This window comes from Sporosarcina quadrami (assembly GCF_014836615.1).
Lineage (GTDB): Bacteria > Bacillota > Bacilli > Bacillales_A > Planococcaceae > Sporosarcina > Sporosarcina quadrami.
In genome coordinates, this window is record NZ_JACSQN010000002.1 from 305,178 (window position 1) to 319,263 (window position 14,086).

A 14,086-nucleotide genomic window follows, 5' to 3' on the forward strand; every position below is an offset into this window, starting at 1 on the left:
CTGAGCTTTAACGCTCAGCTTTTATAAGTTTCATTTGTTTTGTTGTTGAACACGTGCTTCTCCGCCTTTGCGACCAATCTTTTCATAGAAATCTTTATCGTGGTTTTTCGCTGTCGCGTTGCCACCTTTACGGCCGATTTCCTCATAAAAATTACTGTCATATTTCTTTGCGGTTGCTTCTCCACCTTTACGACCGATTTTTTCATAAAAATCTTTATCATGTTTTTTTGCGGTTGCCTGACCGCCTTTACGCCCAGCTTCTGCCAAGGACATTTTTGTGCGTTTGTTTTGGTTAGTAGGGTTTTGTTGTGTCATTACTATTACTCTCCTTTTGAGTTGAACTTTTATCTTTCTCCATAATCTTCTATTGCCGTTTAGGCAGTTAGTTAAACGAGTAAAGAGTGTTTGTTTAATTGGAAATGTAATTGACATCTGCGTAATAACATTTATATAAAAGTGATGTTGAATGTTGGTTTTATGTCATATTTGAGTTTGAAAAAAATGTTGAAACTTGTCGAAATCGTGATATACTAATACCCTAATTAAAATTTAATGACTCATATAATCGCAGGGATATGGCCTGCAAGTTTCTACCGATCCTCCGTAAACGGATTGACTATGAGAAGCATAGAAGTGAAAGTTGAGAAGGTAATCATTCTCTTTCTTTTATTTTGTCATTCAGTGATTTCTTGTCCGAATGACCTTGCTCCACTCATGGTATGAATGGATGCGAGGTCACTCGGATTTTTTTATATAAAAAGGAGGAACATACAGTATGAAAGAATTACATGAAAAAATAGTGCAAGATGGTAAGGTATTATCCGAAGAGGTCTTGAAAGTCGATTCTTTCCTAAATCATCAAATTGACCCGCCGCTTATGCAAGCAATTGGTAAAGAATTTGCAGAACGATTTAAAGAGGATGGTGTGACAAAAGTTCTTACTATCGAATCTTCAGGAATTGCACCATCAATGATGTGTGGTTTACTTTTAGAAGTACCGGTAATTTTTGCTAGAAAGCGCAAATCATTAACGATGAGCGATCATCTTTATACAGCGGGTGTCTATTCATTCACGAAGAAAGAAACAAATGACATATCTGTGTCAAAGGATTTCCTTAAAAAAGGCGATAAGGTTCTTCTTATTGACGATTTTTTAGCAAATGGACAAGCAGTTTTAGGTTTGTTGGATATAATAGAGCAAGCAGAAGCAGAATTGGTCGGTGTAGGTATTGTTATCGAAAAAGGGTTTCAACCTGGTGGCGATTTAATACGTGACAAAGGGATTCGAGTGGAATCATTAGCCATTATCGAATCGCTTCAAAATGGGAAAGTTGTATTGACGGAAAACCGTGATGAACGATGAAATCGGTCGTTTTAGGATTTCAGCATTTACTCGCAATGTATGCAGGGGCGGTTTTGGTGCCCCTTATCGTCGGTCAGTCCATTGGATTGTCTTCGACTCAATTGACTTACCTCGTTTCAATTGACATTTTAATGTGTGGAGTAGCGACGATGTTGCAAGTAATGAGTAACCGTTTTTTTGGAATCGGATTGCCTGTAGTGTTAGGTTGTACATTTACTGCAGTAGGTCCAATGATTTCAATCGGCGATAATTTCGGTGTTTCAGCAATTTATGGAGCAGTCATTGCTTCAGGTTTGATCATTTTTATTATAAGTAGCTTTTTTGGTAAATTGATAAAATTTTTTCCGCCAGTCGTTACAGGTTCGGTCGTTACAATTATAGGAATTACGTTAATCCCAGTCGCTTTGACGAATATGGGAGGAGGACAAGGGGCAGCTGATTTCGGATCTTCAATTAACATACTACTATCTTTTGGTACTTTGGCATTCATAATTCTTGTATACCGATTTACTAACGGTTTTCTCAGATCTATAGCTATACTTCTTGGAATGGTAGCTGGAACTGTTGCGGGTATTATGTTGAACGTAGTTGATTTTAGTGCAGTTAACGAAGCATCAGCTTTCCATATGGTAATGCCTTTTTATTTGGGGAAACCTACATTCCATTTATATCCGATTTTAATTATGACTTTAGTGGCAATGGTGTCACTTGTAGAATCGACAGGCGTATACTTCGCTTTGGGCGACATTTGTGAGAAAGATATTAAAAAGAAAGATTTGGAGAAAGGATATCGAGCGGAAGGCTTAGCGTCATTCATCGGTGGGATTTTTAATGCTTTTCCTTATACAACTTTTTCACAAAACGTTGGACTAATTCAAATGTCAGGTGTGAAATCACGCAGGATTATATATATTACTGCTGTTATGCTTATTTCTTTAGGATTCATGCCGAAAATTGCAGCTCTCGCTACCGTTATACCGACCGCAGTTTTAGGTGGTGCTATGGTTGCGATGTTCGGTATGGTCGTAGTTCAAGGAATTAGAATGCTTAGCAAAGTAGTAGGGGATTCAGAAGAAAATGCAATGATTATTGCTTGCTCAATAGGTTTAGGACTCGGTGTATCGGTAGTTCCGAATATTTTTGCAGGTCTTCCGCCGTATTTTCAAATATTAACGAGTAATGGAATTGTCGCAGGCAGCTTAACAGCAATAGTTTTAAATATTTTATTTAATATGCTTTCTTCTAAGAAACGTAAAAAAGTCCTTGCGACAGAGTTAAAAGAACAAAATATATAAAGTAAAAACGCGCCAAAGTAGGCGCGTTTTTACTTTATATAATTATTTTCCGTCAGTACTGTCATCAACATCAACATCTGCGCCGTCATCTACATCTGCCCCATCATCTACATCAAGATCTACGTCACTTTCTGCAGGTGGATTATTAACATCAACGTCTAAGTCATCTTCGCCATCTCCACAAGCTGCTAGTAATCCGACTGATAGGAATGTTGCTGCTCCAAGTTTCATCCATTTTTTATCTGTTAGTAGTGTCATAGTAATCTCCTCCAAGTTTTAGTTTGTTAATGTAGCCTACTTGTTAGATACCCGGCAATACGTATACTAATCATTACAATTAGATTACAAATATATCAATTGTATAAAGGATGAATTATGGCCGATGTTCACTGTAGTTATGGATACTTACTAAAGAACTTATAGTTGCAAGCTCTTCCTCATCTATTTCTTGTTCATAAGCGATAATTGAGTCTAGTAGCTGCTCGGAAGAACTTGCACCAACTAATGCTGAAGAAACAACTGAATTGTTCAGATTGAATTTTATTGCTCCTGCATGTATATCTTTAAATTGTTCATTGATCAATTCAAGCGTCTTTTTCAATTCATCGTTACCAAAATCCACAAATCCATCAGTTTTGTTCATTCTTTCAAGTCCTTCATTTGTTAATAGTCCTTTTGCTAATGTGCCACGTGTTAAAATAGTTGCACCACTATTTTTAATCAGCTGAAACCATTCTTCTGGACGTCTATCTAATAGACTGTATTGCATCATGACTGAAACAGCGGAACTCTTTTGTAAAAAGCGCTCAATGACATTTGGTCGGATAGAAGAAATTCCGTATTGTCGAATGAGTCCTTCTTTTTTTAAGCTGTCAAAGGCATCAATGACTTCATCTACATCATCTTCTATAGTCCCGCCGTGTAATTGATATAAATCTATATAATCAGTTCCTAAGCGTAAAAGGCTTTGTTTAACGGCATTCATTATATGTTTATTAGAAGGATCCCACATTAACCCTTTTTCACCAGGAATTCTCCGATTGCCAACTTTTGTTGCCAAAATAACTTTATCCCGTTTATTTTTTAGGACTTCGCCTATGACTATTTCATTTTTTCCATCTTCATATAGATCTGCTGTGTCAAAAAAGTTAATATCCGCGTGCAGTGCTGCGTCAATAATATTTTTTGTTTGTGCTAAATCAGCCGGCAGAGACATGCAACCTAGTCCAAGTTCTGAAACGAATATTCCACTATTGCCAAGCTCTCTTTTTTTCATATGAGCACCTCCATGTTTTGGTTCAATTAATTATTAATGGTACAATTATGCATGTAAAAATTAAAGTGATAGTACTTACCCATTCAAGCTGAGGAGTGTGGAAAATGAAGAGATTTGAAGAAAAGACAATATCATCGACTACTATATATAAAGGCAAGATAATCGATTTAAGAGTTGAAGATGTATTGTTGCCAGACGGTAAAAGTGCGAAAAGGGAACTAGTGGACCATCCAGGAGCAGTAGCTATACTTGCAATTACAGATGATAAAAAAATACTATTGGTCGAACAATATAGAAAGGCCTTGAAACGTTCAATCATTGAAATTCCTGCTGGCAAAATTGAGTCAGGAGAAGATAAGGAATTGACAGCAATTCGTGAACTTGAAGAAGAAACAGGATATGGCTCATGCAAGTTTACGTACATGCAATCATTTGCAACTTCGCCAGGTTTTGCGAATGAAATTGTTCATATGTACTTAGCTAGACAATTATATAAGGTGGAAAATCCTGCACAAGGAGATGAAGATGAATTCATTCGAATTCTTGAATGTACAATCGAAGAAGCTGAACAAATGGTACTCGAGGAACAGATATATGATGCCAAAACTGCTTTCGCGATACTGTATGCTAAAAAACTTATGGAATGTTGACCTATTTAAGAGCGGACAAGCATATAATGTGGAAACGATGCGAAGGTGAAGGTGAAACCTATGTTCCGTTCTTTATCATTTATCCATCTATTTGTCATTTTGTCTGTAGGATACATTGGTGGGGCTTTATTATTCCGAGAGGTACCTCAAATAGCTTCTGAGAAATGGATTGGTTTTTTTGATCCGAGGGTGTTGTCTATTAGTGAAGGAGCTTTTAGGATGCCCTTAATTACGACGTTTTTATTTTTTCTCGTGGCATTCGGACTTTCTGTGAATAATAAAACGCGTCATGCAGTCTTATTCATTGGAGCTGTAAAGTGTGTGTTGTTTGGATTATCTTCCTCATATTTGCTCGCAACAGGTATGAATATGATTGCGTATTCGGTATGGTGGTTTCCTTTTCAGTTATTAAGTTGTTTGCTGTTTCTCGTGTATTGCATAGTGTTGAGTCCACCTTATTTCAATAGGATTTCAAAAAGGCAACGTAATTTGAAAGCTATTCCATACCTTTTGGCTTTCTATTCCATTATTCTATTAATAGAAATGACAATCTATAATTTAGTCGTAAAATGAGTAATGTCCAAGTATCTATTTCCTTTATGTTGTCACACTCAACTACCATTTGATATAATGAATTCAGTGTTGAGGGGGGCGTCGTATGGAAAGCCGGATTGAACGGATCAAGAAGCAGTTGCACGGGGCCAGCTATAAGTTGACGCCTCAGCGGGAAGCTACGGTCATGGTCCTTCTGGAAAATGAAGAAGATCATTTAAGTGCAGAAGATGTATTTTTACTCGTAAAAGAGAAAGCACCTGAAATCGGACTAGCGACAGTGTATCGGACGTTGGAGTTATTAACAGAACTTAAAATTGTCGACAAAATTAATTTTGGCGATGGTGTTTCCAGATATGATTTGCGTCAAGAAGGAGCATCACGTTTCCATCATCACCTCATCTGTATTGAGTGTGGTAAAGTTGCTGAAATTCAAGAAGATCTTTTAGGAGATGTTGAGAAAATTGTCGAAAGTCGTTATGGCTTCAATGTAAAGGACCATTGGTTAACATTCCACGGTGTATGTGAAAACTGTAAATCATCTGGAACAAACAACGAAAAGTGAAATGGGGGATGGCGTAGCGCTATCCCTTTTGTCATTTGTGAAGAAGGAGAGAAGGCGAAATGCATGTGGCCGATATGCTATGAAAGATATCAGATTTGCACTGGAAGATTACTTGCACTTTCTGAAAATTGAACGGCAGCTTTCTGTTAATACGATTTCTTCTTATAAACGTGACTTAACTGATTATATTAGTAAAATGGAAAGCGATGGCTTACAAAGTATTTCACAAATAGATAGAAATTCGATATTAAATCATTTACATCGTTTGAAAGAAGAAGGAAAATCTTCTCGCACAATTGCTAGAAATATTTCTTCTATTCGCTCGTTCCATCAGTTTATGTTACGTGAAAAAGTTTCAACTGAAGATCCAACTGTACATCTTGAAATGCCGAAACTTGAACAAAAACTGCCGCTAGTGCTCTCCGTTTCGGAAGTGGACAAGCTTATCGCGATGCCTGAAGGTTTGAAGCCACAAGGTAAGAGGGACATAGCACTTTTGGAAGTATTATATGGAACAGGGATGCGTGTTAGTGAATTAATCGGATTAAACATGGATGATGTACATATTTCAATGGGATTCGTCAGGGTTTTCGGGAAAGGTGGTAAAGAGCGGATAATACCACTCGGTGGTGGAGCCATGAAAGCGTGTACCACTTATTTGAAAGATGCTCGGCCGAAATTTGTTGCAAAAGAGAAAGGTGCAGAGGCTTTTTTCGTCAATATGAGAGGTAAAAGACTGACCCGACAAGGCTGTTGGAAAATCCTTAAAGGATATGCAATAAAAGCGGGTATACATAAAGAACTGACTCCACATATTTTACGTCATTCTTTTGCAACCCATCTCATTGAGAACGGCGCAGATATACGAGCAGTTCAGGAAATGCTAGGACATGCGGATATATCCACTACACAAATCTATACGCATGTCAGCAAGTCAAGATTGAAAGATGTTTACGTGAAATTTCATCCGCGCGCTTAATTACTCATTATGCGCGTAAAAAACTGGAGGTCATTACATGGAAAAGAAAAACTTTAAGCGAGTACATTTAATTGTGTTGGATTCTGTTGGCATTGGAGAAGCACCTGATGCTGATCAGTTTGGAGACATCGGAGCTGATACACTCGGCCATATCGGTGAAGCGATGGGCGGATTGAAAATGCCTAATATGGGTCGTCTAGGATTATCAAATATTAAAAAGATACAAGGTATTGATACTGAAGAAAATCCAACAGGTATATACGGAAAAATGCAAGAAGCATCTGTCGGTAAAGATACAATGACGGGACATTGGGAAATGATGGGACTAAATATTGACAAGCCTTTCAAAGTATATCCCAATGGTTTTCCTAAAGAATTAATTGATGAATTGGAAAAGCGTACGGGCAGAAAGGTTATTGGGAATAAACCTGCGAGTGGTACGGGAATTATCCAGGAACTCGGTAAAGAACATATGGAGACGGGAGCAATTATCGTTTATACATCTGCTGATCCTGTATTGCAAATTGCCGCACACGAAGATATTATTCCGATTGAAGAACAATATAAAATTTGTGAAATTGCACGAGAACTTACTTTACAACCTGAATTCCTTGTGGGGAGAGTCATTGCGCGGCCGTTCGTCGGTGAACCCGGAAGTTTCATCCGTACAACTAACCGTCACGACTATGCATTAAAGCCTTTTGATAGAACGGTTATGAATGAAATGAAGGATGCCGGTTTTGATGTGATGGCTGTCGGTAAAATTGAAGACATTTTTAATGGAGAAGGCGTGACCGAATCAGTTCGGACAGTGAGTAATATGGATGGTGTAGACAAATTACTGAAAGTGATGAAGTCGGACTTTAATGGTATGAGTTTTACAAACTTGGTCGATTTTGATGCGTTGTACGGACATCGACGCGATCCGATTGGATATGGCAATGCATTGCAGGATTTTGATGCAAGACTTCCGGAAATTATGGAAGCGCTTTTGGAAGATGATTTGCTCATCCTAACAGCTGATCATGGAAATGATCCTGTTCATAGTGGAACCGATCATACACGTGAATTTGTTCCTTTGCTTATTTATTCTCCATCATTTAAAAGTGGAGGTGCACTGCCGATACGGAAGACGTTTTCAGATATCGGCGCGACAATCGCCCATAATTTCAATGTGAAACTGCCAAAATTCGGAGAAAGTTTTTTAAATTCATTAACTGAAAAGGAGTGATAGCTGTGTTCAGGATGGTAGATATCATAGAGAAGAAAAGAGACGGGGAATCCATTACTAAAGAAGAGATTTCATTTTTCGTCGATGGGTATACGGCGGGCACCATTCCCGATTATCAAGCAAGCGCTCTACTTATGGCAATCTACTTCAAAGGAATGACTGCTGAAGAACAAGGAGATTTAACGATGGCGATGGTAGACTCAGGTGACCAAATCGACTTGTCGGGTATTAAAGGAATTAAAGTAGATAAGCATTCTACAGGTGGTGTCGGCGATACGACGACGTTAATATTAGTACCATTAGTAGCAGCGTGCGGAGTTCCAGTGGCAAAAATGAGTGGTCGAGGTCTTGGACATACCGGCGGAACGCTCGATAAACTTGAAGCCATTGAAGGTTTTCATATCGAACTTACTCAAAAGCAGTTCGTCAATCAGGTCAATGACTTGAAACTTGCCGTTATCGGCCAAAGTGGTAATTTGACTCCAGCCGATAAGAAACTGTATTCCTTACGCGACGTCACTGCGACGGTTGATAGTATTCCACTTATAGCAAGTTCAATAATGAGTAAGAAGATTGCCGCGGGTGCAGATGCAATCGTACTCGATGTCAAAGCGGGGGACGGCGCTTTCATGAAGACCGTTGAAGATGCCGAGGCTCTAGCACAAGCGATGGTATCTATCGGTCGTCAAGTCGGACGGAATACCATGGCTGTCATTTCAGATATGAGTCAGCCGCTTGGCTATGCTATCGGTAATGCATTAGAAGTGAAAGAAGCGATTGAAACATTGGGAGGCAACGGACCAGAGGATTTGACGGAACTTTGTTTAGTGCTCGGTAGCAAAATGGTCGTTGCAGGTGGCAAAGCTGAAACAATTGAGGAAGCACGCGCGCTTCTTGAAAAAGTGATTGAAGACAGATCGGCATTAGCCTTGTTTGGTGAATTAATCGATGCGCAAGGTGGAGACAGCAAAATTATTCATGATACTTCATTGCTTCCTTCCGCGACTTTCAAGATTAACGTTCCTGCATTATCGACTGGATACATTGCAAAAATGGAAGCCGATGAAATTGGAGTCGCTGCCATGGTACTGGGTGCTGGACGTGAAACGAAAGATGATGATATCGATTTAGCAGTAGGAATTATGTTGAGCAAGAAAATTGGCGATTTTGTTAAAGAAGGTGAAACGATCGCAGTCATCCATTCGAATAAAGATGATGTATCAAAATCAATTAAAATAATCCAAAAACACATTCACATAGCAAAAGATCCTCAGGAAAAGCCTGAGCTAATCTTAAGGATGATAACAGAATAAATTTTCCGGAAAACCATATCCAGGTCCTATTATAGGACTTTGATATGGTTTTTTTATGCTTTAAATCGCTCATAAGCGTATGAGTGTATTAGTTGTTTAACTTATACTTCTTTTAAAAAGCGGATTTTTTATCCAATGGCTGTGTAAAAACCGTATCAATTGGAAAGGCTTTTAAAGGCGAGCAAACTTGTCGAATAATAGGAGATAAAAGTAAGGAATGACTAGTTTTGTCGGCTGAAAGGGTTTTGTCTAGCGCGTGTTGAATCTTGTGCATGAGAAGGAGGGATTCAGCATGGCTGATATTATTCAAATTGACGATATTGTTGTTGTGACGTTAGCAGGTGAGCTGGACAATCTAGAAGCAAATAAAATCCGGTCGACGATTTCGTCTTCCATTTTTACGGGGACTGTAAAAGCGGTCATTTGGAATTTGAGCAAACTCGGTTTTATGGATAGCGCGGGTATTGGTCTAATTCTTGGTAGGATGCGCGACCTTGCACCTTACAAAGGGGAAACGTTCATATTGAATCCATCTCCAACAATGGAGAAGATTTTTAGTTTTTCAGGATTAGCTTCAAACATCAGACACGGCTCAGTCGACAGTGTACTTGGCGAAATCGGAGGGGTACTGCATGAGAAATGAAATGACGTTATCATTTGTTGCAATTGAAGAAAACGAAGCACTCGCAAGAATGGCATTGACATGTTTTATTACACCATTGGATCCAACGTTGGAGGAAATATCGGAATTCAAGACTATTGTATCCGAGGCGGTAACAAATTCTATTATTCATGGTTATAACTGTGATGGGGAAAGTCTTGTGACAATCCACGCGCAGATTGACGGACAAAAAGTGAGTATGACGGTCGAAGATCATGGAGAAGGGATTTTTGATATTGAACAGGCGATGGAACCAATGTTTACGACAAAACCGCTAATGGAAAGGTCAGGAATGGGTTTTACTATTATGGAAAGTTTTTCAGACCATTTATCCGTTGAATCCACTCCTGGAAACGGAACAATTGTACGCTTCGAGAAAATGTTTTCTCCGGTTACGGAAGCAAGCAGAATGAGGTGACCGATGGATACGTTTGTTGAAAAACAAGATGCCTTATTGTCCCAGGAGAAAATGAGGATTCTTATCCAGCAATCGCAGGATGGCGATAAAGAAGCTAGGCGAATGATGGTTGAAGGGAATACTAGACTCGTCTGGTCTATTGTACAACGATTTGCATCCCGTGGAGCAGATCTTGAGGATCTGTTTCAGATTGGTTGCATAGGGTTGATGAAGTCGATTGATAAATTCGACTTAACCTATGAAGTGAAATTTTCAACGTATGCTGTTCCAATGATTGTTGGGGAAATCCAACGGTTCCTTAGAGATGATGGAATGGTTAAAGTTAGTAGATCAATACGTGAACTTAGTTTTAAAATTAGACATGCCACGGATGATTATGTGAAGAAACATGGTAAGTCGCCTTCAATTTCAGAAGTTGCTGAAATTCTGGAAGTGGCCGTGGATGATATCATTCTCGCTTCAGATGCGTTGCGGGATCCTGCATCTCTTCATGAACAGTTATACGAAAGTGAAGGCGATAGTCTCACTTTAATGGATCAGTTAAAAGACGAACGATCTGAGCGGTTCTTTGACCATATACCTCTCCGTGATGTTGTCTCCAAATTGAATAAGCGTGATCAAACAATTATTTATATGCGCTATTATCTAGACTGTACACAAAGTGACATAGCGGAAAGAATCGGTATTTCACAAGTCCAAGTATCGCGTCTGGAAAAGAAAATATTAGTACAATTAAAAGAGTGGATGAGTGGGCAACCAGATGAATTGACATAACAGCGAGGACGGTTTGATAAATGGCTAAACTATTCACATCTGTTAAGGAATCGGAAGCGTGGTTCCAAAGTAAATTTGGAATTGGCGAGACCTTTGATGCGACTTTTAAAAGAGTTCATCTTTGGGGGATGCCGGTCGGTCTAATTTATATTAATGGTCTTGTAGATGGACAATTATTAACATCGCTTCTAACTGAAATGCAGGAGAACTATAATCAATCAGATGATTATCGCAATAAACCAGATAATTTTTTGACATATTTCCCGTATCATGCATTATCAGAAGCGGATGATAGAGAAAAATTTTTGACAGATATTTTATCTGGTCAAGTAGGATTTGTCATACCAGATGGTTTTTCGTTTATTGCAGACATTAGAACTTATCCAGGAAGGCAACCGGAGGAGCCTGATACCGAAAAGGTTATCCGCGGAGCGAGGGATGGTTTTACAGAAAATATCGTTTTGAATACAGCTTTAATTAGAAGAAGGCTCAGAACAGAAGATTTGCGTTTTGAAATGCATCAGACATCTCTTAATAGCAAGACGGATGTTGCAATCTCATTTATGAAAGGAGCTGCTAGTGAAGAACACCTTTCATATATTCGGAAAAGACTGGATGATATTAAGACGGACGGGTTGACAATGACGGATAAATCATTGGAAGAATTCCTTTTTAAACAACGATTCCATCCAATGCCATTTGTCAGGTTCACTGAGCGTCCAGATATTTGTGCAGCTCATTTATTGGAAGGGCATATCGCAATAATCGTTGATACATCACCTTCCGTTATACTTGTGCCGACAACGATTTTTCATCATCTACAACATGCTGAAGAGTATCGTCAAGCGCCATTCATCGGGACGTTTGTACGATGGGTGCGATTGTTGGGAGCTATGCTTAGCCTTTTTTTGCTGCCTCTATGGTATTTGCTGTCCACTTATCAGCAATATTTACCTTTGTCGCTTGCGTATATTGGTCCGAATGATCCCGGTTCAGTACCACTAATCGTTCAAGTGCTTATAGCCGATGTAGGAATTGAAGTGCTCCGGATGGCTGCGATTCATACTCCCACACCGATGTCGACTGCGATGGGGTTAGTGGCTGCAATTGTCATTGGTCAAGTTGCAATTGATGTTGGACTGTTCACAGCTGAAGTTATTTTGTATGTGGCGGTCAGTGCGATCTTCACATTTGCCATTCCGTCTTTCGAATTAAGTATTACAACAAAAATTTTCCGGATTTTCATCCTTATTTGTACCGCGATATTTGGTGCAGAAGGATTTTTCCTAAGCATAGTTATCCTTTTTTATTATTTGGCGTCACTGAAACCATTAGGTACTCCATATCTATGGCCGGCAGTCCCGTTCTTCCCAAAGGCAATGAGTCGCATATTAATACGTTATCCGATGACAGTAGACGCTCCGAGACCGTTTATAACGAAATCTCCAGATCGTAATAGACTTTCATAAGATTGCTTCCACCCTTTGAGATATGATAAAGTTTTATCTATATGACTTGGAGGAATGGAATATGCATCTTTATGGAACTCAATCTGTAAATAATTTAGGCCATTTAACAATCGGCGAAGTAGATTCTGTTGAACTTGCGGACACTTATGGAACCCCTTTGCTCGTTTACGACATTGCACTATTCAAACAACGTGCCAAAGCTTTCAAGGATACTTTTAAGAAAGCGGGCATTAAAGCGCAAGTCGCATATGCGAGCAAAGCTTTTTCATCCATTGCGATTTATGAAGTTGCTAAACAGATGGATTTGTCTCTGGATGTTGTATCAGGTGGGGAGCTTTATACTGCTGTAGCGGCAGATTTCCCTCGGGAAAAAATACATTTCCACGGAAACAATAAAAGTTTTGAGGAATTGCAATACGCTTTTGATGAAAAGATCGGGTGTATTGTCGTTGATAATTTCATGGAAATAGACTTAGTCATGGAAATATCAGAAGCCCGTCAACAAGAGATGAACGTCCTATTGCGTGTCACACCGGGGGTGAACGCCTCCACGCATGATTATATTACAACTGGTCAAGAAGATTCGAAATTCGGGTTTGATTTGAAGAACGGTCAAGCAGACGATGCTTTTCTAAAATTGTTCAATCATCCTTATATCACGGTCCTAGGTATGCATTGTCACATTGGATCTCAAATTTTTGAAACAGATGCATTCCGTCTTGCGGCAGAAGCTTTAATGGAAAAGATGGTTGAGTGGAGAGAAAAATTCAAGTTTGTCTGTCCTGTTCTTAACCTGGGCGGTGGATTTGGTATACGCTATACGAGCGAAGACAAACCCCTTCCTCCTGCGGCGTATGTCGAAGAAATGGAAAATGTCGTCTTGTCTATGACGCGTAAGCATAATTACCCTTTGCCGGAAATTTGGATTGAACCAGGTCGCTCGCTTGTCGGTGATGCAGGTACAACGCTATACAAAACGGGAAGTACAAAAACAGTTCCTGGAATTAGGACATATGTCGCGGTCGACGGTGGGATGTCTGATAATATAAGACCTGCTCTTTATGGAGCTAAGTATAGTGCTGTCTCTGCGAGCAAAATGATGGATCCTCATTCTAGCAAAGTGACAATTGCAGGAAAGTGCTGTGAGTCAGGAGATAAACTTATAGAAGATACGTACCTGGCAGAACCTACAGAAGGTGATATAATTGCCGTTTTCTGTACAGGGGCGTACACTTATTCTATGGCGAGTAATTATAACAGGCTCCCAAAACCGGCAGTTGTTTTCTGTGAAAATGGCGAGCATCAGCTCGTTATACGTAGAGAAACGAAAGATGATATTATTAGACTTGATATTCCGCTTCAAAAAGCAGATTCGAGTAAATTATTATGAATAAACCGAATATCATTCTCTTATTAATCCTACTAGTACTTGCTCTCGTATGGGGTGCCGTATACTGGTACTTTATTGCTCCATTTTCATTGCAAAATAAATGACCTTTCTCGCTCATTGAAAATGAACACAGTATACTGTACGATAGTC

15 protein-coding genes, 1 pseudogene and 1 riboswitch are annotated in these 14,086 nt (G+C 39.3%); of the genes and pseudogenes, 13 read left to right on the forward strand and 3 right to left on the reverse strand.

The genetic code is table 11. The annotated features are described in order from the left end of the window. Positions 1–36: 36 nt before the first annotated feature. A pseudogene (locus H9649_RS03460) lies at positions 37–315 on the reverse strand (KGG domain-containing protein); the annotation flags it as partial. Between the two features lie 222 nt (positions 316–537). Then, positions 538–639: riboswitch (purine riboswitch) on the forward strand. Between the two features lie 136 nt (positions 640–775). On the opposite strand from H9649_RS03460, the gene H9649_RS03465 reads away from it, so the two are divergent. Both H9649_RS03465 and H9649_RS03470 read left to right on the forward strand, forming a co-directional pair. Then, positions 776–1,363 carry a xanthine phosphoribosyltransferase gene (locus H9649_RS03465; RefSeq protein WP_191693320.1) on the forward strand — a complete coding sequence of 196 codons (588 nt, stop codon included), beginning with the start codon at positions 776–778 and terminating at the stop codon, positions 1,361–1,363. Beyond that, complete coding sequence (locus H9649_RS03470) at positions 1,360–2,658, forward strand: nucleobase:cation symporter-2 family protein (RefSeq protein WP_191693321.1); 1,299 nt, start codon at positions 1,360–1,362, stop codon at positions 2,656–2,658. Before H9649_RS03465 ends, H9649_RS03470 begins: the two co-directional genes overlap by 4 nt. 42 nt (positions 2,659–2,700) lie before the next feature. On the opposite strand, the gene H9649_RS03475 is transcribed toward H9649_RS03470, so the two are convergent. Beyond that, the gene (locus H9649_RS03475; protein WP_191693322.1) at positions 2,701–2,916 is read right to left on the reverse strand and encodes a hypothetical protein; all 216 of its coding nucleotides are present in this window, start codon (positions 2,914–2,916) and stop codon (positions 2,701–2,703) included. 115 nt (positions 2,917–3,031) lie between these two features. After that, entirely contained in the window at positions 3,032–3,934 is a 903-nt protein-coding gene (locus H9649_RS03480) for an aldo/keto reductase (RefSeq protein ID WP_191693323.1), read from the reverse strand. Positions 3,935–4,038: 104 nt separating this feature from the next. Between H9649_RS03480 and H9649_RS03485 the strand changes: the two genes are divergently transcribed. From H9649_RS03485 to lysA, 11 genes are all read left to right on the forward strand, one after another. Then, positions 4,039–4,584: an NUDIX hydrolase gene (locus H9649_RS03485; RefSeq protein ID WP_191693324.1), complete on the forward strand. Its 546-nt coding sequence runs from the start codon at positions 4,039–4,041 to the stop codon at positions 4,582–4,584. Positions 4,585–4,644: 60 nt separating this feature from the next. Continuing rightward, entirely contained in the window at positions 4,645–5,157 is a 513-nt protein-coding gene (locus tag H9649_RS03490) for a hypothetical protein (RefSeq protein WP_191693325.1), read from the forward strand. Positions 5,158–5,242: 85 nt separating this feature from the next. Next, positions 5,243–5,701 carry a ferric iron uptake transcriptional regulator gene (fur, locus tag H9649_RS03495; RefSeq protein ID WP_191693326.1) on the forward strand — a complete coding sequence of 153 codons (459 nt, stop codon included), beginning with the start codon at positions 5,243–5,245 and terminating at the stop codon, positions 5,699–5,701. A gap of 79 nt (positions 5,702–5,780) precedes the next feature. Then, a complete protein-coding gene (gene xerD, locus H9649_RS03500; RefSeq protein WP_191693327.1) occupies positions 5,781–6,680 on the forward strand; it encodes a site-specific tyrosine recombinase XerD in 900 nt (299 codons plus the stop codon). 37 nt (positions 6,681–6,717) lie between these two features. After that, complete coding sequence (deoB, locus tag H9649_RS03505; protein ID WP_191693328.1) at positions 6,718–7,911, forward strand: phosphopentomutase; 1,194 nt, start codon at positions 6,718–6,720, stop codon at positions 7,909–7,911. A 14-nt stretch (positions 7,912–7,925) separates the two neighbouring features. Beyond that, positions 7,926–9,224, forward strand: a complete 1,299-nt coding sequence (locus H9649_RS03510; RefSeq protein ID WP_191693368.1) for a pyrimidine-nucleoside phosphorylase — start codon at positions 7,926–7,928, stop codon at positions 9,222–9,224. 292 nt (positions 9,225–9,516) lie between these two features. Then, on the forward strand, positions 9,517–9,867 hold the full coding sequence (locus H9649_RS03515; RefSeq protein ID WP_191693329.1) for an anti-sigma factor antagonist: 351 nt from the start codon (positions 9,517–9,519) through the stop codon (positions 9,865–9,867). Next, the gene (gene spoIIAB, locus H9649_RS03520) at positions 9,857–10,303 is read left to right on the forward strand and encodes an anti-sigma F factor (protein ID WP_191693330.1); all 447 of its coding nucleotides are present in this window, start codon (positions 9,857–9,859) and stop codon (positions 10,301–10,303) included. Before H9649_RS03515 ends, spoIIAB begins: the two co-directional genes overlap by 11 nt. A 3-nt stretch (positions 10,304–10,306) precedes the next feature. Next, positions 10,307–11,077 (forward strand): SigF/SigG family RNA polymerase sporulation sigma factor, encoded by a 771-nt coding sequence (locus tag H9649_RS03525; protein ID WP_191693331.1) that lies wholly within the window; start codon positions 10,307–10,309, stop codon positions 11,075–11,077. A gap of 20 nt (positions 11,078–11,097) precedes the next feature. Continuing rightward, a complete protein-coding gene (locus tag H9649_RS03530) occupies positions 11,098–12,546 on the forward strand; it encodes a spore germination protein (protein WP_191693332.1) in 1,449 nt (482 codons plus the stop codon). A gap of 22 nt (positions 12,547–12,568) precedes the next feature. Beyond that, positions 12,569–13,936, forward strand: a complete 1,368-nt coding sequence (gene lysA, locus H9649_RS03535) for a diaminopimelate decarboxylase (RefSeq protein ID WP_191693333.1) — start codon at positions 12,569–12,571, stop codon at positions 13,934–13,936. The last annotated feature ends 150 nt before the right edge of the window (positions 13,937–14,086 follow it).